25 protein-coding genes are annotated in these 24,758 nt (G+C 68.7%); 12 read left to right on the top strand and 13 right to left on the bottom strand.

Going from position 1 to position 24,758, the window contains the following annotated elements:
• Positions 1-12: 12 nt before the first annotated feature.
• The 3 genes from DT074_RS03520 to DT074_RS03510 are packed head-to-tail and all read left to right on the top strand — an operon-like array spanning position 13 to position 3,356.
• Positions 13-1,113, top strand: a complete 1,101-nt coding sequence (locus tag DT074_RS03520) for a hypothetical protein (protein ID WP_119418421.1) — start codon at positions 13-15, stop codon at positions 1,111-1,113.
• Complete coding sequence (locus DT074_RS03515; RefSeq protein ID WP_119418420.1) at positions 1,110-2,195, top strand: hypothetical protein; 1,086 nt, start codon at positions 1,110-1,112, stop codon at positions 2,193-2,195. The genes DT074_RS03520 and DT074_RS03515 overlap by 4 nt, the downstream gene beginning before the upstream one ends.
• A 9-nt stretch (positions 2,196-2,204) precedes the next feature.
• Complete coding sequence (locus tag DT074_RS03510; protein WP_162914587.1) at positions 2,205-3,356, top strand: hypothetical protein; 1,152 nt, start codon at positions 2,205-2,207, stop codon at positions 3,354-3,356.
• Here DT074_RS03510 and DT074_RS03505 read toward each other — a convergent pair.
• The 4 genes from DT074_RS03505 to DT074_RS03490 all read right to left on the bottom strand — a co-directional run bounded on the left by DT074_RS03505 (position 3,328) and on the right by DT074_RS03490 (position 5,883).
• Positions 3,328-3,801 (bottom strand): GNAT family N-acetyltransferase, encoded by a 474-nt coding sequence (locus tag DT074_RS03505; protein ID WP_119418418.1) that lies wholly within the window; start codon positions 3,799-3,801, stop codon positions 3,328-3,330. The genes DT074_RS03510 and DT074_RS03505 overlap by 29 nt on opposite strands.
• Positions 3,798-4,463 (bottom strand): RraA family protein, encoded by a 666-nt coding sequence (locus tag DT074_RS03500; protein ID WP_119418417.1) that lies wholly within the window; start codon positions 4,461-4,463, stop codon positions 3,798-3,800. The genes DT074_RS03505 and DT074_RS03500 overlap by 4 nt, the downstream gene beginning before the upstream one ends.
• 63 nt (positions 4,464-4,526) lie before the next feature.
• Positions 4,527-5,228 carry a hypothetical protein gene (locus DT074_RS03495; protein ID WP_119418416.1) on the bottom strand — a complete coding sequence of 234 codons (702 nt, stop codon included), beginning with the start codon at positions 5,226-5,228 and terminating at the stop codon, positions 4,527-4,529.
• 184 nt (positions 5,229-5,412) lie between these two features.
• Entirely contained in the window at positions 5,413-5,883 is a 471-nt protein-coding gene (locus DT074_RS03490; protein ID WP_119418415.1) for an Hsp20 family protein, read from the bottom strand.
• A gap of 328 nt (positions 5,884-6,211) precedes the next feature.
• Between DT074_RS03490 and DT074_RS03485 the strand changes: the two genes are divergently transcribed.
• Positions 6,212-6,718, top strand: coding sequence for a DUF1465 family protein (locus DT074_RS03485; protein WP_119418414.1), 507 nt, complete (start codon positions 6,212-6,214; stop codon positions 6,716-6,718).
• A gap of 179 nt (positions 6,719-6,897) precedes the next feature.
• On the opposite strand, the gene rpmE is transcribed toward DT074_RS03485, so the two are convergent.
• Complete coding sequence (gene rpmE / locus DT074_RS03480) at positions 6,898-7,131, bottom strand: 50S ribosomal protein L31 (RefSeq protein ID WP_119418413.1); 234 nt, start codon at positions 7,129-7,131, stop codon at positions 6,898-6,900.
• Between the two features lie 102 nt (positions 7,132-7,233).
• Between rpmE and cyaY the strand changes: the two genes are divergently transcribed.
• Together cyaY and DT074_RS03470 are read left to right on the top strand one after the other, a co-directional pair.
• Positions 7,234-7,575, top strand: coding sequence for an iron donor protein CyaY (gene cyaY / locus DT074_RS03475; RefSeq protein WP_119418412.1), 342 nt, complete (start codon positions 7,234-7,236; stop codon positions 7,573-7,575).
• Between the two features lie 50 nt (positions 7,576-7,625).
• Positions 7,626-9,425 (top strand): ABC transporter transmembrane domain-containing protein, encoded by a 1,800-nt coding sequence (locus DT074_RS03470; protein ID WP_119418479.1) that lies wholly within the window; start codon positions 7,626-7,628, stop codon positions 9,423-9,425.
• 130 nt (positions 9,426-9,555) lie between these two features.
• On the opposite strand, the gene DT074_RS03465 is transcribed toward DT074_RS03470, so the two are convergent.
• The 5 genes from DT074_RS03465 to DT074_RS03445 all read right to left on the bottom strand — a co-directional run bounded on the left by DT074_RS03465 (position 9,556) and on the right by DT074_RS03445 (position 14,821).
• Positions 9,556-9,783, bottom strand: a complete 228-nt coding sequence (locus DT074_RS03465; protein ID WP_119418411.1) for a hypothetical protein — start codon at positions 9,781-9,783, stop codon at positions 9,556-9,558.
• Between the two features lie 323 nt (positions 9,784-10,106).
• Positions 10,107-10,721 (bottom strand): glutathione S-transferase family protein, encoded by a 615-nt coding sequence (locus DT074_RS03460; protein ID WP_119418410.1) that lies wholly within the window; start codon positions 10,719-10,721, stop codon positions 10,107-10,109.
• 126 nt (positions 10,722-10,847) lie between these two features.
• Positions 10,848-13,640, bottom strand: coding sequence for a DNA polymerase I (gene polA, locus DT074_RS03455; RefSeq protein WP_119418409.1), 2,793 nt, complete (start codon positions 13,638-13,640; stop codon positions 10,848-10,850).
• A gap of 6 nt (positions 13,641-13,646) precedes the next feature.
• On the bottom strand, positions 13,647-13,829 hold the full coding sequence (locus DT074_RS03450; RefSeq protein ID WP_119418408.1) for a zinc-finger domain-containing protein: 183 nt from the start codon (positions 13,827-13,829) through the stop codon (positions 13,647-13,649).
• A 77-nt stretch (positions 13,830-13,906) separates the two neighbouring features.
• On the bottom strand, positions 13,907-14,821 hold the full coding sequence (locus tag DT074_RS03445; protein WP_119418407.1) for a glutathione S-transferase family protein: 915 nt from the start codon (positions 14,819-14,821) through the stop codon (positions 13,907-13,909).
• Between the two features lie 110 nt (positions 14,822-14,931).
• Between DT074_RS03445 and DT074_RS03440 the strand changes: the two genes are divergently transcribed.
• The 5 genes from DT074_RS03440 (at position 14,932) to DT074_RS03420 (ending at position 19,691) form a co-directional block, all read left to right on the top strand.
• Positions 14,932-15,906: an NAD(P)-dependent oxidoreductase gene (locus DT074_RS03440; RefSeq protein ID WP_119418406.1), complete on the top strand. Its 975-nt coding sequence runs from the start codon at positions 14,932-14,934 to the stop codon at positions 15,904-15,906.
• Positions 15,906-16,958, top strand: a complete 1,053-nt coding sequence (locus tag DT074_RS03435) for a patatin-like phospholipase family protein (RefSeq protein ID WP_119418405.1) — start codon at positions 15,906-15,908, stop codon at positions 16,956-16,958. The genes DT074_RS03440 and DT074_RS03435 overlap by 1 nt, the downstream gene beginning before the upstream one ends.
• 77 nt (positions 16,959-17,035) lie before the next feature.
• Complete coding sequence (locus DT074_RS03430; protein ID WP_119418404.1) at positions 17,036-18,103, top strand: phosphotransferase family protein; 1,068 nt, start codon at positions 17,036-17,038, stop codon at positions 18,101-18,103.
• A gap of 6 nt (positions 18,104-18,109) precedes the next feature.
• Positions 18,110-19,150, top strand: coding sequence for a phosphotransferase (locus DT074_RS03425; RefSeq protein WP_119418403.1), 1,041 nt, complete (start codon positions 18,110-18,112; stop codon positions 19,148-19,150).
• Between the two features lie 19 nt (positions 19,151-19,169).
• Positions 19,170-19,691 carry a hypothetical protein gene (locus DT074_RS03420; protein ID WP_119418402.1) on the top strand — a complete coding sequence of 174 codons (522 nt, stop codon included), beginning with the start codon at positions 19,170-19,172 and terminating at the stop codon, positions 19,689-19,691.
• Positions 19,692-19,707: 16 nt separating this feature from the next.
• On the opposite strand, the gene DT074_RS03415 is transcribed toward DT074_RS03420, so the two are convergent.
• On the bottom strand, positions 19,708-20,775 hold the full coding sequence (locus tag DT074_RS03415; protein ID WP_119418401.1) for an alpha/beta hydrolase: 1,068 nt from the start codon (positions 20,773-20,775) through the stop codon (positions 19,708-19,710).
• A gap of 87 nt (positions 20,776-20,862) precedes the next feature.
• On the bottom strand, positions 20,863-22,164 hold the full coding sequence (locus DT074_RS03410; protein ID WP_119418400.1) for an NAD(P)/FAD-dependent oxidoreductase: 1,302 nt from the start codon (positions 22,162-22,164) through the stop codon (positions 20,863-20,865).
• Positions 22,165-22,258: 94 nt separating this feature from the next.
• On the opposite strand from DT074_RS03410, the gene DT074_RS03405 reads away from it, so the two are divergent.
• On the top strand, positions 22,259-23,362 hold the full coding sequence (locus DT074_RS03405; RefSeq protein ID WP_119418399.1) for an NADH:flavin oxidoreductase/NADH oxidase: 1,104 nt from the start codon (positions 22,259-22,261) through the stop codon (positions 23,360-23,362).
• Here DT074_RS03405 and DT074_RS03400 read toward each other — a convergent pair.
• Positions 23,359-24,756, bottom strand: coding sequence for an efflux transporter outer membrane subunit (locus DT074_RS03400; RefSeq protein ID WP_119418398.1), 1,398 nt, complete (start codon positions 24,754-24,756; stop codon positions 23,359-23,361). The two genes, DT074_RS03405 and DT074_RS03400, sit on opposite strands and share 4 nt — an antisense overlap.
• Positions 24,757-24,758 lie beyond the last annotated feature (2 nt).

The raw sequence follows: 24,758 nt of genomic DNA, 5'->3' as shown, positions 1-24,758 counted from the left end.
CGGAGGCCGGAAATGCTCTCGCTCGAACTCTTCGTCGAGGCGGTTCGCACCTTCCTTCTGATCTTCACCCTGCTGGTCGGCCGCGCGGAGGAGGCGAAGCCGATGTACGAATTCGAAGGCTATCAATCCCGCTTTTTCGAGCTGAAGCGAGTCGAGATCGACGACCGCACAGGCACCACCATCGGCTCGTTCGTCGTGCCGGCCGATTGGCGGAGTGGCCTGACGCAGGGCGACAATATCTGGCTCGCCGATCCGGACGAGAATTACATCCTGCAGCGGTCGGGGGGCTTCCGGCCGATCGGTGCCGACGAAGCCGCCACCTTGCGCGGACTGCTCGGCGAGCTGCGCCGCGAGGCCTCGATCGGCGCCGGCCTTCCCCGTCCGCGCAGCTATCGCCACGAGGATCACACCATCTTCGAGAGCGCGCAGGACACTACCTATGACGGGCGCCAGGTGCGAATCCGCAACCTGTTCCGCATCTGGCCGGAAGACGGCAAGCTCTATCTGGTCGGCTACCATCTGATCACGCGGCCCGAAATCTGGGATCGGCCAGAAACCGCCGACATCGTCGATCTGCTGCGGGCGCAGATCCTTCGCGGCCGCTTCTGGGCCGCGGCATCGGTCCTGGACAAGCTGCCGCCGACGCCGGCGGCGTACCGCTTCGACTTCCGCGACCTCCACCATGTGCAGCCGCACGGCTTCATGAGCATCGGCGTGCCGCGCCATTGGCGCGCGCATGAGAGCGGCGGGGCGCAGGGCTACTACGACCCGGACCAGCGCTCGGGCGCGCTCTGGATCTCCTACCACGTCGTCATCCGCGATCATGGCTCGGGCCTGACGCCGTCGCGCGAGGTCGACCGCTATTGGCGGCAGAGCAAGGACCCCGAGATCGAGCGCTTGCAATGGATGGTCAAGGACACCACGGCCGACCGGTCGATGATCGTGCTGATCGATCTGATGCTCGACGAGGGGCAGGCGGACGACCCCGAGTTCCAGGAGCTGATCCTGATCCTCGACGAGCAGGTGCGCCGCATGAAGATCGGCCTGCCGCCGCCCGAGGCGGAAGCGACCCGCGAGATCGGGCGCCCATCGGCGAAGCGAGGCCGGGCATGAAGGCGGCGTGGCTCGCCCTCGGCATACTGGCGCTGACGAGCGCGGTCGCCGCGAAGGCGCAGCCCTATGAGCTCGACGGATTCAGCTCGACCGCCTTCCGGCTCGAACGGCTCGAGATCAAGGACCGCGCCAGCGCCGATCCGCCGTCGCTGATCGTGCCCGCCGGCTGGCGTGTCTGGCGCGACGCGAAGGATCAGCTGCGGCTCGGCTCGGCCGACCGGAACTACATGGTCGAGCTCACCCAGATCGCCGTCGCTCATGGAGGCGATCCCGCTGCCGGGCGGAAGAGCCTGGTCGATCCGATCCGGCGGCTGCTGGAGGACCGCTCCGCCCGAGACCTGCGGGTCGCGGAGCGCGGCGGTACCCTGCTGATCGAGGCCACAGTCCCGGTGGGCGGCCGTGTCGCCGGCGCCCTTACGCACAGCGTGGTCCAGTTCTGGACCGATCCGCGCGACGCGCATGTCTCCGGATTCCAGATCGAGGTGCGTCCGCAGGCGCGCGAGCCGGCGGTGACGGTCGAGATCGTCAGGCTGTTCCGCGAACAGCTCCTGCGCGGCAGCCTCGCACCGCCACCATCGGTGATCGATCGACTGCCGCCGCCGCGGTCCGAAGACCGTTACGACTTCCGTTCGCTCCGACCGGTGACGCCGTTCGGCTTCATGGCCTTGCGCGTGCCGAGCACCTGGCGACAGGAGAACGATGGCGACGTGGTCGGCTACTACGATCCGCGGCCCGGCTCGCCCGAGCTCTGGATCGGCTATCACATCGTCATCCGTCACCATGACCGCGGCGGTGCCGTCTACCGCAAGATGGATGCGCCCTATCGGCGCGAGAACAAGAGCGACGACCGCCGCCGCGTGCAGTGGATGATTTCCGACGGCACGGAAGACCGGGCGATGATCCTGATCGTCGACCTCTTCATGGCGGAGAGCGACGCCGACCGGCCGGAGTTCAAGGAACTGGTGCAGATCGTCGACGAGCAGCTCCACCGCATGCGCATCGGCCGCCCGCCGGCGGAGAAGGAAGCGACGATCGAGACCGGTAAGCGGCCGAACGACACGGCACCGGCCCGCCGACCGTAGAGATTATCAATGACGATTCGGCACGCGGCGTGGTGGCTGGTGGCAATGTTCGCCTTGGTCGCGCCAGCGTCGTTCGAACAAGCAAGGGAATCGCCGATGGCGGAGCAAAGCAACAGCGTTCCGGCAGTCGAGGATATGGGCTCCACGCCAGACTACGACACGCTGGCGGCGCATCTGGGCCCGCTCAAGACGATCAGCCTGGACGGCTATCGCTTCCGGGTTCCGCATGACTGGGACACTGGACGCGACGACACCGGCGCGCCTTGGACGGCGCCGGCGCAACGCGACTACGGTCTCGAGCGCAGAATGCGGCTGCTGCCGGCGGGCAGCGACTGGCGTGAGACCATCAGGTCGCGGGCGGCAGAGATCATGCAAGCGCTGACCGGCAAAAATATGAAAGAGACGTTCGCCGAGCTCGACGTCAGGCGCATGGTTGCGCTCCAGGTGCCGGTGGCAAAGTCGGACCGAGACGGGTTCAGCGCCTGGCACTGGCCCCAGCTTCTGCGCCTGGATGGTGTGATCGTCGAAGCATGGCTGTCGCTCTATGTCCGCGACCGGTTCTGGCACAGCGCGGATACCGCGATCCTGGAGGAATTGTTCGGACAGCAGTTCCGCCGTGCGCCGCCCAGCGACCCGCGCCTGGTCGGCTCGCTCGACCGGGGTTTCGGCTTCGATCGCGTGCGGCCGATGCGCGCCTTCGGCTTCATCGAACTGAATGTGCCGGCGCGCTGGTACGACGAATATTCTTCGCCTGACGGCATGTGGATCGCCTGCGAGGATGAACCGAATACGGGCACTTTCTGGATCCAGTACGATCTATATGAGGGAGCCAGAGAGCAGCTGTTGGAGCGGTACAAACAGGTCTTCAGCCGGCGAGGCGCTGTGCCGCGCCCGACCGAGATGCCGGGGAGGCTGCTCTTCCATGAAGAGCAACCGGGCACGGAGAAGGACGGGGCCTTCGTCTTGCTGCGATGGATGCTGCTGGAGCCTCGCGATACGGAGCTGGCACTTCTCCAGTTCACGCTGGTCCTGCCGCGGGACCAGAAGACGCATCGCGAATTTGCCTCGCTCACGCGAATCATTGAACGCGAGATCGCCGGATCAGCGATCGGCCCGTTTCCGCGGCATCGAACTAACCCAACCGCTTCGTCATCACCGTGATGTGCTCGCCGCGGTAGTCGCGGGCTTCGATCGCGGTCCAGCCGAGGCTGGCGTAGAAGCTCATCTTGTCGGGCGTGAAGAGATAGAGCAGGGCGATGCCGGCGTGCGCGGCCGATGCCTCGATCGCGCCGACCACCGCCTTGCCGAAGCCCTCGCCGCGCCGCTCCGGCACGACGTAGACGCTGGCGAGCCAGGGCCCGCGCGGATCGCCGTCGATGTCATGCGCGAGCAGGCCCGCGGAGCCGACCGGCACGCCGGCCGCGTCGAGCGCCACGATGGTGCTTGGCACCGCATCGACCTGCAGATGCCGCTTGAGCCGCCCGGCCCGCTTCGCCGCGGTGTCGCCGGGCGCGAGATGGCCCCAGGTGGCATGGCCCCATTCGGCGACCAGCGGCACGAGATCCGGCCGCGCCGCCAGCGGCACGATGGTGCAGGCCGCGCTCACAGCACGCCGTGCCGCTTGAACACGTCGGCGAGCAGCGCGCCGGCTTCGAGCTCCTTCCGCGTGGTGTCCTCGGCGGCGACTTTCTCGATGGCGAGGCGGAGCGCCTCCACCTCCACCGCCTTGGGCACCACGATCACGCCGTCGACATCGCCAACCACGAGGTCGCCCGGCGCGACGTGCACGCCGCCGGTCTCCACCGGCACGTCGATCGCCATCACCATGCCGCGGCCCTTGGAATCGAGCGGGCCGATGCCGCCGCAGAACACCGGAAAGCGCATCTCGCGGATCAGCCGCAGGTCGCGGCAGAGCCCGTCGGTGACGCAGCCGGCGGCGCCGCGCGCCCGCGAGGCGGTGGTGAGCAGCTCGCCCCAGGGCGCGATGCGCCCGCTCGTGCCGCAGGCGAGCACCGCCACCTCGCCCGGCTTCAGGTCGTCGATCAGCCTGATCTCGAGCTCGTAGGGGTTGACCGCGGGATCGACGTGATAGACGTCCATGTAGATCCCGGTGCGGGCGCGGCCGAACAGCATGAGCGTGTCGTCGAGCGGCCGCACGCTCGGCCGCATCGCCTGGTGGCGGTGCCCAAGCCCGTCCAGCACGTCGGACAACACCGCCGTGTAGAGAACCCGCTTCGCCTGTTCGAGCAGGGCCGCGTCCGCCGCCATCGCTTCCTCCCGTTTACGGACCGGGAGAATAGCAGGCGCGGCGCAGCGCAGCCCGTCTCGCGTCTATCGGCGCAGATCGGCCACCACGGTCGCCGCCACGGCGTCGGTGCCGTCCTTCAGCGCGATCGCGGTCGCCGGCGGCGATTGCATCACGGCGTCGAAGGTCGGAAACGTCACCTTGGCCGGCGTGTGGCGCCAGCCATCGCCGGTCGGCTTCCAGCCACTCGCGTGAAAGCCGCGATAGAGCTGGGTCTTGCGGTCCTTGTCGAGCAGCACCGCCGTCACCAGCATGGTCGGCAGGAAATCCGAAGCGAGGTTGGGCGACATGAAGGCCGGGTTCGGGACAAGAACCAGCACCGCATCGGCGTCCGACTGAATCTCCTCATATCGCAATTGAAGCTTGCCATCGATTTCGCGCCATGGCCCGGTTTCGGCGCGCGCCTTGTAGCCGCCGGCTGCAAGGCCGGCCACCACCCGATCGACCAGCAACGGCGACAGTTCGAGCTTCTCGGACTTGAGCGCCGCGGTGACGCGGTCCTGCTTGGCCTTCATGTCGGCCGAGGCCGCCATGCCGCCGATCAGTCCGAAGGCCATGCCGGGATGGCCGAAATCGGCGACGCCGATCGTCTTCGGCTCCGGCGGGATGATGACGGCGAGCGTGCCGATCTTGCCGAGCGATCCCTGGGTGGCCTCGACGCGGGGCACCGAGCAACCCGCAAACAGAATGAGCGCGGCGGCGCCGACCGCGCGCAGGCACCAAAGCATGTCCACGAACTCCCCCTCGCGTCACGATCCGGCCACCGGCCGGCGCCGAAATCTGCCGCGGTCATGCCGCAATGGTCAAGCTTGCGCGATAACTAGCGACCGTTGATCGCAGGTTCGGCAGGGGAGAAAATAGACAAGGCCCCTGCTGATGCAGGGGCCTTGCCCTGGTTGCTGCCGCGACGCTTTACGCGGCCTTGGCGTCGATCACCTTCGGCGCCGGCTGGCTGGTCTTGCCGATCTCGATCTTGCGCGGCTTCATCGCCTCCGGCACGACGCGCTGCAGGTCGACATGCAGCAGGCCGTTGTCGAGCGCGGCGCCGACCACCTTCACGTAATCGGCGAGCTGGAAGCGGCGTTCGAAGGCGCGGCGGGCGATGCCGCGATGCAGGTAGCTATGGCCGTCGCCGTTGCCCTGCTCGCTGGCCTTGCCGCTGACGATCAGCGTGCTCTCGTGCTGCACGATCGAAAGCTCGTCCTCGCCGAAGCCGGCGACCGCGAGCGTCACGCGGTACTTGTCGTCGCCCTGCTTCTCGATGTTGTAGGGCGGATAGCCGTTCGCCGCGTCTTCCAGGCGGTTCACGGTGTCGAACAGCTGGCCGAAACGGTCGAAGCCGATCGAGGAGCGGAGCAGGGGAGAAAGGTCGAAGGTTCGCATGGTCGGAATCCTCTTGCGTGAGCGATTAACCCATCGGCGCCGCCCCGCCATCGGCCGGGGCCACCGGATGTTCCGCAACCCGCCGAGGCGGCGTTGCGGTCGAGCCTGCATGTAAGAGCGGTCGGCGCGCGTTCAAGGGCCGCCTCCGCCGGATGCGAGTGTCAACGAAACTGACAAATTTACGGATTGCTCGTTAACCCTTGTTTTGCTTGCCTTTTTCCGTCAAGGGCTTGACCCTGTTGGCCCGGCGCTTGCTTATGACAAAAAGACGGTGCAACGCGATTGCCGGTGGTGCGTCAAGGGGTTAACGGGGCTGGAGGACGCGGTGATGGATCTCGAACAGGACGTGTTGATCGGCAGCTCGGGTCTGTTCCTGCGCCGGACCTACCGGGAGGCGATCGACCTTCTGTGGCGCGCGCGTCTCTATATTAGCGAGATCGCGTCGACCGAGGTGGCTCAGCTGCCGCAGGCCGATCGTCTCGCCCATGCGCTGGAGACCGTGCGCCTGACCGCGCGCCTGACCCACATGATGGCCTGGCTGCTGCTGCAGCGCGCCGCCGAAGAGGGCGAGATGCCGCAGGTCGAGGCCACCAACGAGGCGCCTGAGCTGGAGAAGGTGGAAGTCTGCCTGGCGGCGCCGTCGGTCGACCGCGAACGCCTGCCCACCATGCTGCTGCAGCTGTTGGACGAGAGCGACCAGCTCTATCGCCGGCTGGCCCGGCTCGATGCTCAGGCCCGCTCGCCGCGGGTGACCTTGCCGGTGGCGCTGTCGTCGCTGACCGCCTCGTCGCTCGCCAGTGCCCAGATGGGCAATGCGGCGGTGGCAGGATCTTGACCGGCGCCGCGATTTAGGCGACGGAGAGAACCTTACGGCGGAGCTATCGGGGGACGGCTCCGCCGACGGCGCGCGCCGGCCGGCCTGCCCGGCCAGGCGTGCGCCGTCCTCATCCTTCAGATTGTCGGTTGGGAACTTGAGGCGGGCGGCGCCCGCCGGCGCCTCGCGCTCGCCTGCCGCTACTTCTTCTTGGGCAGGCTGATGCCGGCGAAGCGCTTGTTGAACTTGGCCACCTGGCCGCCGCTCTCGTTGAGGCGCTGCGGGCCGCCGGTCCAGGCCGGGTGCACCTTGGGATCGATCTCCAGCACCAGGGTCTCGCCCGCCTTGCCATAGGTCGACCGGGTCTTGTAGGTGCTGCCATCCGTCATCTGGACGGTGATGTCATGGTAGTCGGGGTGAATGTCGGCCTTCATGGCGGCGGGCTCCGGCGAAATCGAGCGGGCTCTATACAAGCGACGGCCCTTTGAGGCAAGGCATCCCGCTGCTATATCCCGGGCCGGTCGCAAGGGTCCCCTATGGCATTGTCCGAAAACGAGTTCGAGCAGATGGCGGAGGCGCTCTTGGGCCGGCTGGCCGAGTCGATCGAAAGCGCCGAGGCCGACGGGGTCGATGTGGAGCTGCAAGGCCCGGTCCTGACGGTCGAAATCGAGGCCGGGGCGGGCAGGCGCGGGGGCACTTTCGTGATCAGCAAGCACGCCCCGACCCGGCAGATCTGGCTCTCCTCGCCGGTTTCCGGGGCCAGCCACTACGCCTTCGACGGGCGGACCTGGATGTCGACCCGCGACAATGCCGAGCTGCTGGGGCGTCTGGCCGGCGATCTGGCGCAGGCAGCCGGCGTCGATATCGACCTCGCCTGAGCACGGCCCGGATCGGAAAGGCAGCACCCCCAATCATGGCCGATCCTGGCATGCCCGATCCCGCATCCGCGCCCTCCGACGCCGCCGACCGCCGCAAGTCGCTGCGGGGCCTCGGCCGGATCCTCGTCTATCTGCGGCCCTATCGGCTGCATGTCGCCGGCGCGCTGGCGGCGCTGGTGGTCGCGGCGGCGGCCGTTCTGGCCATCGGCCAGGCGGTGCGCCGGGTCATCGATCACGGCTTCCTCGCGGCCGGCGAGACCTTCATCGACATCTATTTCCTGGCGCTGTTCGGGGTCGTCGTCGTGCTGGCGATCGCCACCTTCGCTCGCTTCTATCTGGTCACCTGGCTCGGCGAGCGCATCGTCGCCGATATCCGCAAGGCGGTTTACGGCCATGTGCTGCAGCTGACGCCGAGCTTCTTCGAGGTGACGCGGACCGGCGAGGTGCTGTCCCGGCTCACCGCCGACACGACCCTGATCCAGACCGTGGTCGGCTCCTCGATCTCGGTCGCGCTGCGCAACCTGCTGCTGTTCCTCGGCGGCACGGTGATGCTGGCGATCACCAGCCCGAAGCTGACCCTGCTGGTCTTTCTCGTGGTGCCGCTGGTGGTGGCGCCCATCGTGCTGCTCGGCCGCAAGCTTCGCGGCCTGGCGCGGCTGGCCCAGGACCGCGTCGCCGATCTCTCGGCGCGGGCCGGCGAAACCTTGAACGCGGTCGAGACCGTGCAGGCCAACACGGCGGAACTGCGCGAGCGCGCCGCCTTCGGCACCGATGCCGAGGGCGCGTTCCGCGCCGCGATCCGCCGGGTCAAGGCGCGCGCCTGGATGACGGCGGCGGTCATGCTGCTGGTGTTCGGCGCGGTCGACGGCGTGCTGTGGATCGGCAGCAAGGATGTGCTGACCGGCGCCATGAGCCCGGGCGAGCTCACCGCCTTCATCTTCTATGCTGTCGTGGTGGCCGGCGCGGTCGGCGCGCTCTCCGAGGTCTGGGGGGAGGTGCAGCAGGCGGCCGGCGCGGCGGGCCGGCTGATCGAGCTGCTCGACACCGCACCCGCGATCGCCGTGCCCGTCCATCCGGTGCCGCTCCCGGCGGTGGTGCAAGGCGCGCTGCGCTTCGAGCAGGTCAGCTTCCGCTATCCGACCCGGCCCGACACCTCCGCCCTCGACCAGTTCGACCTCGAAGTTTCGCCCGGCGAAACGGTGGCCCTGGTCGGGCCGTCCGGCGCCGGCAAGACGACGGTGTTCCAGCTGTTGCTGCGCTTCCGCGCGCCCGATCGCGGGCGCATCCTGTTCGACGGCGTCGATCTGGCAGAGGTCGATCCGGTGGCGCTGCGCCGGCGCATCGGCGTGGTGCCGCAGGAGCCGGCGATCTTCGCCGCCGACGTGATGGCGAATATCCGCTATGGCCGGCCCGAGGCCAGCGAGGCCGAGGTGCGCGCCGCCGCCGAGGCAGCCGCCGCGCTCGACTTCATCGAGCGCCTGCCCGAAGGCTTCGGCACCTTCCTCGGCGAGAAGGGCGTGCGGCTTTCCGGCGGCCAGCGCCAGCGCATCGCCATCGCCCGCGCCATCCTGCGCGACCCGCCGCTGCTGCTGCTCGACGAGGCGACCAGCGCGCTCGACGCCGAGAACGAGCGCTTGGTACAGCAGGCCTTCGAGCGCCTGCTCAAGAACCGCACCACGCTGGTGGTGGCGCATCGCCTCGCCACTGTGCTGCGCGCCGACCGCATCGTGGTGATGGACCAGGGCCGCATCGTCGCCACCGGCTCCCATGCCGAGCTGATTGCCCAGGGCGGCCTCTATGCCCGCCTCGCCAAGCTGCAATTCGATGAGGGTCGCGCCGCGGCGGAATAGCGACATCAGCGCTGCGCCGGCGCCGTGGTTGGCGCGGCGCGCTGGCCCGCCCGGCTGATGGCTCCGCCACAACCGATACGAAAATCGCCGCCGATGCACCGCATCGGCGGCGATTTCTTTGCGCAACGGCCTAGTGACGGGCCTTGTTCAGACCCTGCTTCTCGGCCTCGGTCAGGTCCTTGCGCTCGGGCGATTGCATGGCCTGCTTGGCCTTCTCGGCGGCCTGGCGGACCTTGCTGTCCTGCTTGGCGTGCTCGGTCGTCTCGGCGTTGTAGCGGCGCGCGGCGGTGCGGTTGCCTTCGCCTTCGTTGCGCTGGTCGGCTTGCGGTCGCGCGTTCGGTGGGCGGGACTCCGCCATGGCGGTCCTCCTTCGAAAGGGTGCTTCGGGGGCGGAACCCCGGCGCCCGGAGGCACGGAGGGGGGAAACGGGCCTTGGGAGACGGCGCCGGGGCTCCTGCCACACCCAACGCGCCGGCGCGCGATTGGTTCCGGACGAATTGTGTTGCCGTCCGATGAAAAAGTAGAGGGCCGCTCCGGCGAGAGCGGCCCTCCCTTTGCGACAGGTAGGCATTACAGGCCGGAAGTGGCGCTCCGACCGGCCGGGCCTTCGCGTGCCCGACTGTCCCGATCATTCGCCGCAAAGTTTAAGAAAAACTTGGCCGGGAAAGTGAACGGCAGATCTCAGGTCATCGGCGGCATGACATGCCGCTGATAGGGCGGGCGTTTGCTTAACCGTTCGTACCAGGCGTCGAGATTGGCCAGTTTTGGCCGCTCGATCGGCAGGTTCAGCCAGCGATAGGCCATGGCACCGACCGGAATGTCGCCTACGGTGAAGCTGTCGCCGGCGAGATAGGGCCGCGCCGCCAGATGGCGGTCGACGATCTGCCAGCGCTCCGCCGTCTGCACGCGGGCCTCTTCCAGCGGCTTCGGGTCGCGCTTCTCCGGCGGCGTGCGGACAAGGCCCCAGAACAGGGTCGTCATGCCGGGCAGCGAGGTGAGCTGCCAGTCCATCCAGCGCTCCGCCTCGGCGCGCGCCTTTGGCTCGGCCGGCAAGAGCGGCGAGTTCCGGCTGGCCGCGAGGTAGCGCACGATGGAATTCGATTCCCAGAGCGTGAAGCCGTCATCCTCGATGGTGGGGACGAGGCCATTGGGGTTGAGCTTCAGATAGGCCGGCTCCCGGTTGCCGCCGAACGGCCCGCCGATATCGACGCGCTCGTATGGAATGCCGATCTCGTCGGCGACCCACAGCACCTTCTGCACGTTGATCGAGTTCGCCCGTCCCCAGATCTTCAGCATCGCTTCCTCCCTACAAATCATTCACCGCGAAGGACGCGAAGGACGCCAAGGGCCGCAAGGGGAGGATGATCAAAAAACCCACTTGGCGTTCCTTGGCGCTCTTTGCGTCCTTGGCGGTCGAAATCTCTAGTGCGCTTCGCCCCAGTTGCGGCCGAAGCCGGTCTCGACGACCAGCGGCACCGAGAGCGTGGCGGCGGCTTCCATCTCGTGCCGCACGGTGGCGGCGGTGGCGTCGCGCTCGGCCTCCGGCACTTCGAAGACCAGCTCGTCATGCACCTGCAGCAGCATCTTCGCCTTGAGGCCGGCGCGGGCGAGGGCGGCGGGCAGCTTCACCATGGCGCGCTTGATGATGTCGGCGGCCGAGCCCTGGATCGGCGCGTTGATCGCCGCGCGCTCCATGAAGCCGCGCCGCGCCGGGTTCTTGTCGTTGATCGCCGGGAAATGGCAGCGCCGGCCGCGGATGGTCTCGACATAGCCCTGCTCGCGCGCCTGTCGCTTGGTGCGGTCCATGTAGTCGCGGATGCCGGGATAGCGCTTGAAATAGGCGTCGATATAGGTCGCCGCCTCGCGCTGGCCGATGCCGAGCTGGCGCGCCAGGCCGAAGCTCGACATGCCGTAGATGATGCCGAAATTGATCGCCTTGGCGGAGCGCCGCACCATCGGGTCCATGCCCTCGACCGGCACGTTGAAGACTTCCGACGCGGTCTTGGCGTGGATGTCGATGCCGTCGCGGAAGGCCTGCTTCAGCGGCTCGATATCGGCGATATGGGCCAGGATGCGGAGCTCGATCTGCGAATAGTCGGCGCTCATCAGCAGGTTGCCGGGCTCGGCCACGAAGGCGCGGCGGATCTGCCGGCCTTCGTCGGTGCGCACCGGAATGTTCTGCAGGTTCGGGTCGCTCGAGGCGATGCGCCCCGTCGAGGTGGCGGCGAGCGCGTAGCTCGTATGCACGCGCCCGGTTTCGGGATTTATCTCCTGCTGCAGCGTGTCGGTATAGGTGCTCTTCAGCTTCTGCACCTGGCGCCAGTCCAGTACCTTCTGCGGCAGCGCGTGGCCATCGCCGGCCAGCGCCTCCAGCACATCGGCGTCGGTGCCCCAGGCGCCGGTCTTCATCCGCCGGCCGCCCGGCAGCTGCATCTTGTCGAACAGGATCTCGCCGAGCTGCTTCGGCGAGCCGACATTGAACGGCTGGCCGGCCAGTTCGTGGATCTCCGCCTCCAGCTCGCCCATCTTCTTGGCGAACATGGCGGAGAGCCGCCGGAGCTCCTCGACATCGACCTTGATGCCGGCGCGCTCCATGGCGACCACCACCGGCACCAGCGGCCGGTCGAGCCGTTCGTAGACCGAGAGCATGCCCTTGGCGCGGAGCTTCGGCTTCAGGCTCTGGTGCAGGCGCAAGGTGACATCGGCGTCCTCGGCCGCGTAGCGCAGCGCGTCGTCGAGGCCGACCCGGTCGAAGGTGATGCGGGTCTTGCCCTTGCCGGTCACCTCGTCGTAGCTGACTGGCTTGTGGCCCAGCACCAGCTCCGACAGCTCGTCCATGCCGTGGCCGTGCAGCCCGTTCTCCAGCACGAAGGAGATCAGCATGGTGTCGTCGATCGGCGCGACCTCAATGCCGAGCCGCGACAGCACCAGTGCGTCGTATTTGATGTTCTGGCCGATCTTGAGGATGGCGGGATCCTCCAGCAGCGGCTTCAGGATCGCGACCGCCTCGGCCATCGGGATCTGTTCCGGCGCGCCCTGCGCCGCCGCGCCATCGAGGTCCAGTGCCCCTTGCGACCCGCCGCCGACATGGCCGAGCGGGATGTAGCAGGCCTCGCCGGTCTCGACCGAGAGCGAGACGCCGACCAGCTTCGCCTGCATGGCGTCGAGCGAGGTCGTCTCGGTGTCCACGGCGACATAGCCGGCGCGCGTCGCGCGGTCGACCCATCCCCTCAGCTCGTCCGCCTTCTGCACCAGCCGATAGGCGGAGTTGAGCGGGCCGGCAGGCGCCGTTGCTTCGTCGCTCGCCGCCGGCGCCGGCACCGATCGGGCGCCGGCGAGCTTCGACTGCGCCCGCGCCACCAGGCGCTCGAACTCCATCTCGCGCAGAAAGGCGATCATCCGGTCGGTGTCGCAGGGCTGCACTGCGAGCTTGTCGAGGCCAAGCGGCACCGGCACGTTCTCGTCGAGCTGCACCAGGCGCCGCGAGATCAGCGCCTGTTCTTTGTTGGCGAGCAGGGATTCGCGGCGCTTCGGCTGCTTGATCTCGGCCGCGCGGGCCAGCAGCGTGTCGAGATCGCCGTATTCGTTGATCAGCTGCGCCGCCGTCTTCACGCCGATACCCGGCACGCCCGGCACGTTGTCGGTCGAATCGCCGGCCAGGGCCTGTACCTCCACCACCTTGGAGGGCGGCACGCCGAACTTCTCCATCACTTCGGCGGCGCCGATCGGCTTCAGCTTGATCGGGTCGTACATGCCGACGCCGTCGCGCACCAGCTGCATCAGGTCCTTGTCCGAGGAGACGATCTCGACCTCGATGCCGGCCTCCTTGGCGAGGCGGGCATAGGTGGCGATCACGTCGTCGGCCTCGAAACCCTGCAGCTCGACCCTGGGCACGCAGAAGGCGTCCACCGCCTGGCGGAACAGCGGGAACTGCGGGATCAGGTCTTCCGGCGGCTCCGGCCGATTCGCCTTGTAGTTGGCGTAGATCTGGTGGCGGAAGGTCTCCCGCGCGGCATCGAACACCACCGCGAGATGGGTGATCTTGTGGTCGGCGGCGGCGTCCTCGACCAGCCGCTCCAGCATGTTGCAGAAGCCGAACACGGCGCCGGTCGGCGTGCCGTCCTTGCGGGTCAGCGGCGGCAGTGCGTGATAGGCGCGGAAGATATAGCCCGAGCCGTCGACCAGCGTCAGCTTGCGATGCGGCGCTTCAGCCACGGGGCCTCAGTGGGCGGCCGCGTGCGCGGCGCCTTGCTTCAGCACGAAGCGGCGGCCGCAATAGGGGCAGTCGATCTGGGTATTCGCCCCCATGTTGAGATAGACGCGCGGATGGCCGCTCGGTCCGGCATCGCCATCGCAGGCCACGACCGGCTCCTTCGCCTCCACGATCTCCGGCGGCTCGCGCATTCAGTTCCCCTCGTGTTCACGGATCGCGGCGGATGATAGCGATGACGGCCGGCGGGGCAAGCGAAGCCGCGTCAGGTTCAGGCTGCTTTCACGACATAGCCGAGCCTGGGGAAATGCACATGCACCGTGCCGGCGCGCTCGTCGGTGCGGCGGAGCGCGATGCAGGTCGGCGAGACGAAGACGATCTCGCCTTCGACCGCCGCGGAGGTGCGCTCTTCCGGGCTCACCGTCACCCGTTGCCCGGGCTTCAATTCCGGATCGGTCGAGGCGGGCGGGGTCTCCGGCCGGCTCGCATGGGCGGCGGCGATCGCTTCGGCCGCCTCGATCTCCTCGCGCTCGCCCTGGCCGATTTCGGCGATGCGGGCCATCCAGGCGGTCATGGCACGGTCGGCAATAAGCTCCGGCGTCAGCCGGTGCGGCAGGCGGTCGAGGAACCAGAGGCAGTGATAGACGGCGAAATCGGCGAGGCCCGGCCGGTCGCCCAGCAGGTAGTGCCGGCCATCCGCCAGCATGCTGGCGATCCAGCCGATCTGCGGCGGCAGCTGGGCCTGCGCCAGCAGGCCGGCGGCGCGCACCTTGTCCGGCGCCGGTGGCGGCAGGCCGCGCATGGCGGCGCGGTCGGCATGGAAGTCGGGCAGCATATGCGCGGCGTTGACGCCGACCGTGGCGCGCGCCGCCGGCCAGAACAAGACGTTCTCAGCCCAGGCCTCGACGGCGCGGTGCAGGCCCTCGGCGGCGCCCGGGAACAGGGTCGGCAGGGGATAGCGCCGCTCCAGCTCCTCGGCGATCAGACGCGTATCGCAATAGATGTCGGCGCCGATCTGCAGGCTGGGCGTGCGGCGATAGCCGCCGGTCAGCGCGGTGTAGTCGGGCTTCGGCATGATCTGCGGGATGATCACCGAGGCCCAGGCGATGCCCTTCAGCCCGAAGATCAGCCGCACCTTCTCGGAGAAGGGCGAGATGTCGTAGTGGTGCAGGATCGGTTCGGTCATCGCTTTCCTCCCGCGCTTTGGCGGCATCATAGCCGTTGCGCGACGCTCGCGGCGATTGAGCGCCGGCGTCCGCCCCCATAGGATCGCGCTCGTTGCGTGCCGGAGGGGTGATGGCAAAGAAGGGCAAGACGCCGCTCGGTTTCATCGGGCTGGGGCTCATGGGCCTGCCGATGACCTTGAACCTGCTGAAGGGCGGCCATCCGGTGACGGTGTGGAACCGCAGCCGCGAGAAGATCCTGCCGGCGCTGCAGGCCGGCGCCAAGGAGGCCGCTTCGCCGGCCGAGGTGGCGCGCGCGGCCGACATCATCCATCTCTGCGTGTTCGACGGCGCTTCGGTCGAGGAGGTGGTGTTCGGGCCCGACGGCGTCATCGAGGGCGCCAAGCCCGGCAAGATCGTGGTCGATCACTCGACCACGGGCCCGGAGGCCGCCCGTGACCTGGGGCTCCGCCTCCGGCGCGAGGCGGGGATGGGCTGGGTCGATGCCCCGGTGACCGGCGGCGTGGTCGGCGCCAAGGCCGGCACGCTCGCCATCTTTGCCGGCGGCGCCGAGGCGGATGTCGAGAGGGTGCGGCCAGCGATGAAGCATGTCGCCCGCCGCTTCGTGCGCATGGGCGATATCGGCGCCGGCCAGACCACCAAGATGTGCAACCAGATCGTGGTCGGCTGCACCATTCCGATGCTGTCGGAGATGTTCGCGCTGGCGCGCGACAACGGCGTCGATGTCGGGCTGCTGCCGGATGTGCTGGAAGGCGGCTTCGCCGACAGCACCATCCTGCAGCTGCACGGCCGGCGCATGATCAAGCACGATTTCGCCCGCCAGGGTCAGGCCAAGACCCTGGTAAAGGATCTCGACCTGATCACCGCGGTCGGCAAGGCCAGCGGCACGCCGCTGCCGATCACCGGCCTCGCCACCCAGCTCTGGCGTCTCTTCCTGCTGCACGGCAATGCGGAGCAGGACGGCATCGCCATCGTCACCATGTACGAGAAGGGCGCGCGCAAACCGGCGGTGAAGCCGCGGCCGCCTGTGCGCGTGCCGATCCGCCCGGTGCCGAAGCCGCCGCTGCGCAAGAAGCCCAGCACCTGATGAGCGAAGCCCAGCCTCCGGCTCCGCCGCCATCGAGCCACGGGCGGCCGAAGGGCATCAAGCTCGCGCTGCAGGGCGGCGGTTCGCACGGCGCCTTCACCTGGGGCGTGCTCGACCGTCTGCTGGAAGACGAGCGGCTGGAGATCGAGGCGATCTCCGGCACCAGCGCCGGGGCGATGAACGCGGCGGTGCTGGCCTCGGGTCATGCCAGCGGCGACCGCCAGGGCGCGCGCGCCGCGCTCGACGCGTTCTGGGGCGAAATCGGCCGCGAGGCGACCTGGAGCCTGATTCAGCGCACCCCGCTGGACCGCCTGTTCGGCAACTGGCGGATCGACAATTCGCCCGGCTATATCGCCATGGACATGCTGGGCCGGGTGTTTTCCCCCTACCAGCTGCCGGACGGGCTGAACCCGCTGAAGGACGTGCTGGAGAAGGCGGTCGATTTCGATGCCATCCGCTATGCCTGCCGCATTGGCCTCCATATCGGCGCCACCAGCGTGCGCACCGGCAAGGTCAAGGTGTTCGAGAACCGCGAGGTCTGCATCGAGGCGGTGCTCGCCTCGGCCTGCCTGCCCTTCCTGTTTCGTGCCGTCGAGGTCAAGGGCGAGGCCTATTACGACGGCGGCTATGTCGGCAACCCGGCGATCTGGCCGCTGATCTATGCGCCGGGCAGCCGCGACATCGTGATCGTGCAGGTCAACCCGGTGTTTCGCGAGGCGGTGCCGACGACCGCGCGCGAGATCCAGGACCGGGTCAATGAGATCACCTTCAACAGCTCGCTGATCGCCGAGATGCGGGCGATCAATTTCGTCAACCGGCTGATCGCCGGGGGCAAGCTCGACCCGAGCGAGTACCGCCACACCAACATGCACCTGATCGACGGCACCGATGTGATGGTCGATCTGCATGCCTCGACCAAGCTGAACGCGGAGCCGGAATTCCTGACCTATCTGAAAGGCCTTGGTCGCACCGCCGCCGACAAGTGGCTGGAGCAGGATTTCGACAAGATCGGCGCCGCCGGCACCTGCAACATCGCCCAGCAGTATCTTTAGGGTAGGCCGGGCCGCATTGCCCCCGGCCGGGGCGGGGTGCTATCCGTCTTCGAGTTCAGTCCCGGGAGGAACGCTTCATGTACGACCAGTACGTCGGCACGATGCCGGTGCGCGAGCAGCATCGCTTCGACGAGGCGAGCCTCGACCGCTGGATGCGCCAGAACGTCGAGGGCTACAAGGGCCCGGTGACGGTCGAGCAGTTCAAGGGCGGCCAGTCGAACCCGACCTTCCGGCTGACCGATGGCGCGGGCAAGCGCTATGTGCTGCGCCGCAAGCCGCCGGGCAAGCTGCTCCCCTCCGCCCATGCCGTCGACCGCGAGTTCAAGGTGATCTCGGCGCTGCACCCGACCGACGTGCCGGTGGCGCGGCCCTATGCGCTCTGCACCGACGACAGCGTCATCGGCACCATGTTCTACGTGATGGATTGCGTCGAAGGCCGCGTCTTCTGGGACCAGTCGCTGGGCGACCTGCCCAAGGACCAGCGGGCCAAGGTCTATGACGACATGAACCGCGCCATCGCGGCGCTGCACAATGTCGACTGGCAGGCGGTGGGCCTTGCCGATTTCGGCAAGCCGACCGAATACATCCAGCGCCAGATCCATCGCTGGACCAAGCAGTACAAGGACAGCGAGACCGAGCTGATCCCGGAGATGGAGAACCTGATCGCCTGGCTGCCGAAGAACATTCCGCCGGGCGAAGAGACGTCGGTGGTGCACGGCGACTACCGGCTCGACAACATGATCTTCCACCCGACCGAGCCGCGCGTGCTGGCGGTGCTCGACTGGGAGCTCTCCACGCTCGGCCACCCGCTCGCCGATTTCTCCTATCACCTGATGAGCTGGCGGCTCGGCGGCGGCGATTATCGCGGGCTGCTCGGGCTCGATCTGCCGGCGCTCGGCATCCCGACGGAGGACGAGTACGTCGCGCTCTATTGCAGGCGCACCCGGCGGGACGGCATCCCCAACCTCGACTTCTACCTCGCCTACAACATGTTCCGGCTGGCCGGCATCCTGCAGGGCATCATGGGCCGCGTCGTGGCCGGCACCGCGTCGAATGCCAGCGCGCTGGAGCAGGGCAAGCGGGCGAAGCCGATGGCGATCGCCGCCTGGACCCAGGTCGAGCGCATGTTGAAGAAGACCGGCTGAGGGCGCATGCGCCCGCCGGCCGAAACCACGCCGGTCCGCGAGGCGCATCGCTTCGACGAGACGGCGCTGGCGCGCTGGCTCGCGGCCAACCTGCCGGCCATGCAGGGCCCGATCGAGGTCAGGCAGTTCGCCGGCGGACATTCCAACCCGACGTTCTGGTTCGCCGCCGGCGGGCGCGGCTATGTCCTGCGCAAGAAGCCGCCGGGCAAACTCCTGCCCTCGGCGCATGCGGTGGAGCGTGAATACCGCATCATCCGCGCGCTGCAGGGCAGCGGCGTACCGGTGCCGGGCGTGCATGCGCTGTGCGAGGATGCGGCGGTCATCGGCACGCCGTTCTTCGTCATGGACCATGTCGCGGGCCGGGTGTTCCGCGACGTCAACCTGCCGGATGTCGCTGCGTCCGAGCGCGCGGCGATCTACGACGCGATGAACGCGGTGCTGGCGACCTATCACCAGCTCGATTGGCGCGCGCTGGGGCTGGCCGATTTCGGCCGTCCGGGCAGCTATTTCGCCCGCCAGATCGAGCGCTGGACCCGGCAGTACGATGCGGCGCGGACCGCCGACATCCCGGCGATGGAAAGCCTGAAGACGTGGCTGCCGGCGCACCTGCCGGCGCAAGACGAGACGACCTTGGTGCATGGCGACTACCGGCTGGAGAACATGATCTTCCATCCGACCGAGCCGCGCGTGCTGGCGGTGCTCGACTGGGAACTGTCTACCCTCGGCCATCCGCTGGCCGACCTCGCCTATAACTGCCTGCCCTGGAACCTGCGCACGCGGCCGGGTTCGGGCATAGCGGAGAGCCGGCCGGCCGGCATTCCGAGCGAAGCCGACTACGTCGCCGCCTATTGCCGGCGCACCGGGCGGCCGGACATCCCCGGGTGGAAGTTCTATGTCGCCTTCTCGCTGTTCCGCTCTGCGGCGATCGGCCAGGGCGTCTACAAGCGCGGGTTGGACGGCAACGCCTCCAATCCCGCCTCGCTGCTGATCGGCGACACCGTGCCGGTGATCGCCGCGCGTGGCTGGGCGCTCGCGCAATCGATGTAGCAATGGTGGAGATGGCGTAATGCGTCATGTGTGGCTGTTGGCGGGGCTGACCGCCCTGCTGGGGTGCAACGATCCGGTGAAGATCTCCAACGCGGACCGCCAGACGCCTTATGCGCCCGCCCTGGTGCGCTTCGCCGTCAAGTCGGGCGAGCTCACGGCCGTCATCCATGGCAATCCGTTCCCGACCGCAATGGATGCCGAAACCATTGCGAGCGCCATTCACCTTCCCGGCTGGCTGCCGCGGGGCACGCGCCTCACCACCCGGCCTTCGCCGCCCACCCCGACCAATATCCGCGTGGTACTGGCGTTCCAGCCGACCTGGCGCGGCGTGCGCGAGGAATGGCTGTGCGACAGCTCGGCCAAGCTCGAGCTCGCGCCGGCCGGCGGCAAGCTGATCGTGGCAGCGGCGCTCTGCGTCGATGCCAAGCCGGTTTCCTGGCTGCAGGGGGAGGGCGAGGCGGCTGCCTCGCCGGCCGCGAAATCGTTCCAGAACCTGATGAACCAGGTGATGGCGAACCTCTTGCCCGACCGCGAACTCTGAGCGGCGGCCGCGTGGCCTACGGCTGGTCGCGCAGCACCCAGCAGATCCGCAATTCGTCGTAGTGCCGCTCGGCGATCTTGCCGGGCGTCATGCCGGACAGGACGGCGCGCATATCGGCCACCACTTCCGGCGCGCGCCGGTAGTAGCGATGCCGCGTATCGGCATCAGCGACGGCGATGACCGGCGTGCAATCGACCACCGCGATGCTGCAGCCGGCGATGGTCTCGCGGATCGGCGGCAGCGGCCCGACATGGCCCAGGCGGTCCTCGTCCAGCACGTCGCTGAGCGCGAGGAGCTTGTCGTCGGTGCGGATGTAGATATTGACCTCGGTGGTCAGGCGGGTGATCGGGACCAGCTTGTGGTCGTGGTGGAACGCGTCGACATCCTCGTCCGGCGCCATAAGGAAGACCTTGTCGAACAGCCGGACCGTGCGCATGCGCGGATTGGTGATCAGTTCCTGCACGGCATGGCGCAGCGCGAAATTCCCCATGCTGTGGGCGACCAGGAAGATGCGCGCACCGCAGCGGGCCGCGCGGCCGGCCGCCGCCATGTATTCGGAGAAGCGCTGGAAGGCGCGCGCCATGGCGAGGCCAGAGCGCCGCGCATCGTGCTTGTCGCTGACATAGCCGAGCGGCGTGTACTCGCCGTTGGTCGGATAGGAGAAGGCGAACGGCACCAGCTGCAGCCGCTCGGTGGAATAGAGCGCCGCCAGCTCGGCGGCGTCCTCCATCGCATCGGGGAAGTCGTAGGCGGCGCCGTGGATGAAGACGAGTGCGGCTTTCTCGATGGCTCCGCTGCCGGATATCTCGGGGCGTAGCGCGGCCACCATCTTGCCGAACAGGCTGGCGCTGCCCCAGACCTGCTGCTTCGGGTCGGCCGTCGCGATGCCCGCGGCGATTTCGTCCGGCGTCGGCATGTGCTCCGGCTCGACCGTGACGCTGGTGACCCGCCATTCCGCGCCGCCGCGTTCGACCCGCGCCGTGCCGACGCGGAAGGCGCCTTCGGGCTTGCGGATCTCCCGGCCGAAATAGCCTTTGCCGGTGCCGTCGCCTTCGCGATTGGTGGCGAAAAAGACATCCGTCATCGCCGTTCCCCCGCTGGTCGCGCGTACCGCAACTATAGGTCCGGCAAGGTTGCGCCTCAATGACGGGGCCGGGCTCCCTATCGCTGGCTACAGGGCGCCCGCCCGCCAATCCTGAAACCGCCGCCAGGCGATCACCGCGGCCAGCGCGGGCAGGCGGAAGGCGTGGCCGGGGATGGGGCTGAGCCTGCTGACCGGAAAGCCGAGCTGGGATGCCTCGGCGCCGAGCGCGTGATCGGCCAGCAGCTTGCCCATGCGGCTCGCCATGGCGACGCCGCGGCCGTTATAGCCGAGCGCCACGGCAAGCCCCGGCGCCGGCTCGTGCAGATGCGGCAGGCCGTCCATCGTCACCGCCACGCGGCCGTTCCAGTGGTACTGCCATTCGGGTTCGCCGATCTCGGGATAGAGCCGGCGGATGGCGCGCCGCACCGGCTCGTAATCCGGCAGGCGGGAGCGGTCGCGCAGCGGTCCGCGTCCGCCCATGACCAGGCGGCCCTGCGCGTCGAGGCGCCAGTAGAACAGGAGCTGTCGGCTGTCGGAGACGCAATGGCCCTGCGGCAGGATCGTCCTGCGCAGGTTGTCGCCGAGCGGCTGCGTCGCAACGATATAGCTCCGCACCGGGATCACCGTCTGCTGCAGTCCCGGCACGAGGCCGTCGGTATAGCCATTGGTGCCGATCACGATGCGGTCGGCGTGCAGGCTGCCCCCAGGCGTTCGGACCCGCCAGGCGCCGTTCGCCCGCTTGAGCTCGACGACCGGGCTCTGCTCGTGAATCACGGCGCCGGCGGCCGTGGCGGCACGGGCGAGGCCGCGCGCATAGGCGAGCGGCTGCACCGAGCCCGCCCGGCGGTCGACCCAGCCGCCCTTGTAGCCGCCGTGATCCGTGCCGAGCAGCCGGGCGATGCCGGGGCCGTCGAGCGCCGCCACATCGGCGCCGCGGGCGGCCCATTGCCTTGCCCGCTCATGCGTCAGCTTCAGCGCCTCGTCGGTATGCGCCGCCGACATCCAGCCGGTCTGTCGCGCGTCGCAGCGGATGTCGTGCCGGCGCACCAAGTCGAAGACGAAATCGGCGGTGCCGCCCGCCAGATCCGCCATGCGCTCGCCAAGCTCCGGGCCGTAGCTCTCGGCCAGTTGCTCGGGATCGAGCTTCAGACCGGGAATTACCTGGCCGCCATTGCGGCCTGACGCACCGAAGCCGATCTCGACCGCCTCGAGCAGCACCACCTTCACGCCGCGCTCCGCCAGATGCAGCGCGGTGGAGAGGCCGGTGAAGCCGCCGCCGATCACCGCCACGTCGGCCGTCGCTTCGCCTTCGAAGGGGCGCGTAGACGGTGCCGGTTCCGGAGAGCTTGCGCGCCAGAGCGAATCCGGCAGCTCGGTCGCTTGCGTCATTCTTGGCCGTTTCCTCGGGGTTTCCTCCGGCGCCACTCTAGCGCAGGATCTCGGCGGATCTCAGCCTACGCCCGACGCCCGAGGAAAAGCCGACATGCCGAGCGCCCTGTTCTCGCCCTTCCCGCTCCGCGGGGTGACATTGCCGAACCGCATCGTGGTCTCGCCGATGTGCCAGTACGTCGCCGAGGACGGCAGCGCGACCGACTGGCACCTGATGCATCTCGGCCAGCTCGCCATGGGCGCGGCCGGCCTCTTGTTCACCGAGGCGACGGCGGTCTCGGCCGAAGGGCGCATCACGCATGGCTGCCTCGGCCTCTATTCCGACGCCAACGAGGCGGCGCTCGGCCGCGTGGTGCAGTTCTGCCGCCGGCATGGCGTGGCTGTACTCGGCATCCAGCTCGCCCATGCGGGGCGCAAGGGTTCGGCCCGCACGCCGCTCGCCGGCGGCACCGCGCTGGCCGAGGGAGAGCGGCCCTGGACCACGCTGGCGCCTTCGGCGCTGCCCTATGGGCCCGGTTGGCATACGCCGCAAGCGATGGGCGCGGCCGAGCTCGCGGCGGTGAAGGGCCAGTTCACCGAGGCGGCAATGCGCGCGGCCCGGCTCGGCTTCGACCTGGTCGAGCTGCACATGGCGCATGGCTATCTGCTGCACCAGTTCCTGTCGCCGATCTCGAACCGCCGCGACGATCAGTATGGGGGCGCGAGCGAGAGCCGCATGCGCTATCCGCTGGAAGTGTTCGAGAGCGTGCGCGCCGCGCTGCCGCCGGGCACCGCGCTCGGCGTGCGCGTCTCGGCGACCGACTGGGTCGAGGGCGGCTGGACGCCGGCGGAAACGGTCGCGCTGGCAAAGCGGCTGAAGGCGCTGGGCTGCGACTTCGTTGACGTTTCCTCCGGCGGACTGGACCCACGCCAGAAGGTGCCGCTCGGCCCGGGCTACCAGGTGCCGTTCGCGGCGCAGGTGAAGCGGGAATCGGGCATCCCGACCATGGCGGTCGGCCTGATCACCGAGGCCGAGCAGGCGGAAGGGATCGTCGTCGCGGGCGATGCCGATCTGGTGGCGCTCGGCCGCGCCATCATGGACGATCCGCGCTGGGCCTGGCGCGCCGCCGCGGCGCTTGGCGCCGACACGCCCTATGCCAGCCAGTATGTGCGCGCCCACCCGAAATTCTGGCCGGGGGCCAGGCGCAAGGCGGCCTAGGGTGTCGCCGCATATCCGGGCCAGCCGCCGCCCAGCGCCGTGTAGAGATCGACGGTGAAGTTGAACTGGTCGAGCCGCGTCTGCAGGACGCTGTCGGCCGCCTGAAAGACGCTCTGCTGTGCCTGCAGGACGGTGAGGAAGGTCGCGGTGCCGGCGCGATAGCGAAGCTCGGCCAGGCGATAGGCTTCGCGCGCCTGGGCGAAGGCCTCGCGCCGCAGCTCGTATTCGCGCCGGCTCTGATCGGCGGCGTCGAGCGCGTTCTGCACGTCCTGGAAGGCGAACAGTACCGCCTGCTGATAGATCTCGGCGAGCTCGCGGTAGCGGGCGGCGTTGAAATCCTCCTGCGCCTCCAGCCGCCCGCCCTGGAAAATGGGCGCGGTCAGCGAGGCGGCGATCGAATAGAGCCAGCTGCCGGAGCTGAGCAGGCTGCCGAGCGCCTGGTTGGCGAAACCGCCTTCCGCGGTCAGGTTGATGATCGGAAAGCGCTGGGCGCGCGCCGACTGGGTGTCGCGCTCGGCGGCAAGCAGATCCGTCTCCGCCCGTTTCAGGTCCGGGCGCCGGAACAGCAGTTCCGACGGCAGGCCGGCGGTGATCGGCAGCAGTGCGATGTCGTCGAGCGACGGCGTCGCCACTGTGAAACCTTGCGGGTTGCGGCCGAGCAGCACGGCGAGCGCAGCGAGCGATTGCCGTTCCGCGAGGATCAGGCCCGGGATGGCGGCGCGCTGGCTCGCCACGGCGCTTCTCTGCTGTGCCACTTCCAGGGCCGAAGTGGTGCCGACCGCCTGCGTGCGCTCCAACAGTTCCAGGATGCTCTGGGCGTTCGCCAGCAGATCCTCGGCAATGCCGCGGCGATCGCGCGCCGACAGCGCCTGGAAATAGGCCCGCGCCACGTCGGCGACCACGGTGATCGCCACCGTCTCGCGATCGTAGACGCTTCCGGCGAGGCGGAGCTGTGCGGCGCCCGCGCTCGCCCGGTTGGCGCCGAACAGGTCGACCTGATAGCTCGCCTGCAGCCCCACCTGCCAGCTGTTGGCCGCCCCGCCGCGCGTGGCGGCGCGGTCGCTGCGGGCGCCCGAACCGCTGGCGCCGAGCGACGGAAACAGCGCGGCGCGGGCAATGCGGACCTGCGCCTCCGCCGCGTCGATGCGGCGGATCGCGGCCCGAAGGTCGTAATTGTTCTCCTTCGCCTGGGCGATCAGGCCATCGAGTTCGACGCTGCCGAAGCCACGCCACCAATCGGCGCTGGGCCAGACATTGCCGGCGGCCGGTATGCCCTCCACCGTGGCCTCGAAGGCGGCCGGCGCCTCGACCTTCGGCGCATCGAAGAACGGGCCGAGCGAGCAGGCGGAGACCGTGCCCGCGACGGCGAGGGCGGCGATGCGGGAGAGGGACATCG

It is taken from the genome of Desertibaculum subflavum (assembly GCA_003576705.1).
GTDB classification, from domain to species: Bacteria; Pseudomonadota; Alphaproteobacteria; order Ferrovibrionales; family Ferrovibrionaceae; genus Desertibaculum; species Desertibaculum subflavum.
This window is presented reverse-complemented; position numbering and strand designations above follow the sequence as displayed.

Excerpts from the sequence above, each read along its gene's own strand:
- rpmE (WP_119418413.1), bottom strand. The coding sequence starts at position 7,131 with ATGAAGGCCGACATTCACCCCGACTACCATGACATCACCGTCCAGATG.
- DT074_RS03500 (WP_119418417.1), bottom strand. The coding sequence starts at position 4,463 with ATGGCGGCGGACGCGGCCCTGCTCGAACAGGCGAAGCGGGTTCTCTAC.
- DT074_RS03450 (WP_119418408.1), bottom strand. The coding sequence starts at position 13,829 with ATGCGCGAGCCGCCGGAGATCGTGGAGGCGAAGGAGCCGGTCGTGGCC.
- DT074_RS03410 (WP_119418400.1), bottom strand. The coding sequence starts at position 22,164 with ATGACGCAAGCGACCGAGCTGCCGGATTCGCTCTGGCGCGCAAGCTCT.
- DT074_RS03470 (WP_119418479.1), top strand. The coding sequence starts at position 7,626 with ATGCCCGATCCCGCATCCGCGCCCTCCGACGCCGCCGACCGCCGCAAG.
- DT074_RS03460 (WP_119418410.1), bottom strand. The coding sequence starts at position 10,721 with ATGCTGAAGATCTGGGGACGGGCGAACTCGATCAACGTGCAGAAGGTG.
- DT074_RS03420 (WP_119418402.1), top strand. The coding sequence starts at position 19,170 with ATGCGTCATGTGTGGCTGTTGGCGGGGCTGACCGCCCTGCTGGGGTGC.
- DT074_RS03430 (WP_119418404.1), top strand. The coding sequence starts at position 17,036 with ATGTACGACCAGTACGTCGGCACGATGCCGGTGCGCGAGCAGCATCGC.
- DT074_RS03435 (WP_119418405.1), top strand. The coding sequence starts at position 15,906 with ATGAGCGAAGCCCAGCCTCCGGCTCCGCCGCCATCGAGCCACGGGCGG.
- DT074_RS03490 (WP_119418415.1), bottom strand. The coding sequence starts at position 5,883 with ATGCGAACCTTCGACCTTTCTCCCCTGCTCCGCTCCTCGATCGGCTTC.
- DT074_RS03515 (WP_119418420.1), top strand. The coding sequence starts at position 1,110 with ATGAAGGCGGCGTGGCTCGCCCTCGGCATACTGGCGCTGACGAGCGCG.
- DT074_RS03520 (WP_119418421.1), top strand. The coding sequence starts at position 13 with ATGCTCTCGCTCGAACTCTTCGTCGAGGCGGTTCGCACCTTCCTTCTG.
- DT074_RS03485 (WP_119418414.1), top strand. The coding sequence starts at position 6,212 with ATGGATCTCGAACAGGACGTGTTGATCGGCAGCTCGGGTCTGTTCCTG.
- cyaY (WP_119418412.1), top strand. The coding sequence starts at position 7,234 with ATGGCATTGTCCGAAAACGAGTTCGAGCAGATGGCGGAGGCGCTCTTG.
- DT074_RS03400 (WP_119418398.1), bottom strand. The coding sequence starts at position 24,756 with ATGTCCCTCTCCCGCATCGCCGCCCTCGCCGTCGCGGGCACGGTCTCC.
- DT074_RS03415 (WP_119418401.1), bottom strand. The coding sequence starts at position 20,775 with ATGACGGATGTCTTTTTCGCCACCAATCGCGAAGGCGACGGCACCGGC.
- DT074_RS03425 (WP_119418403.1), top strand. The coding sequence starts at position 18,110 with ATGCGCCCGCCGGCCGAAACCACGCCGGTCCGCGAGGCGCATCGCTTC.
- DT074_RS03440 (WP_119418406.1), top strand. The coding sequence starts at position 14,932 with ATGGCAAAGAAGGGCAAGACGCCGCTCGGTTTCATCGGGCTGGGGCTC.
- DT074_RS03495 (WP_119418416.1), bottom strand. The coding sequence starts at position 5,228 with ATGCTTTGGTGCCTGCGCGCGGTCGGCGCCGCCGCGCTCATTCTGTTT.
- DT074_RS03510 (WP_162914587.1), top strand. The coding sequence starts at position 2,205 with ATGACGATTCGGCACGCGGCGTGGTGGCTGGTGGCAATGTTCGCCTTG.
- DT074_RS03405 (WP_119418399.1), top strand. The coding sequence starts at position 22,259 with ATGCCGAGCGCCCTGTTCTCGCCCTTCCCGCTCCGCGGGGTGACATTG.
- DT074_RS03445 (WP_119418407.1), bottom strand. The coding sequence starts at position 14,821 with ATGACCGAACCGATCCTGCACCACTACGACATCTCGCCCTTCTCCGAG.
- DT074_RS03465 (WP_119418411.1), bottom strand. The coding sequence starts at position 9,783 with ATGGCGGAGTCCCGCCCACCGAACGCGCGACCGCAAGCCGACCAGCGC.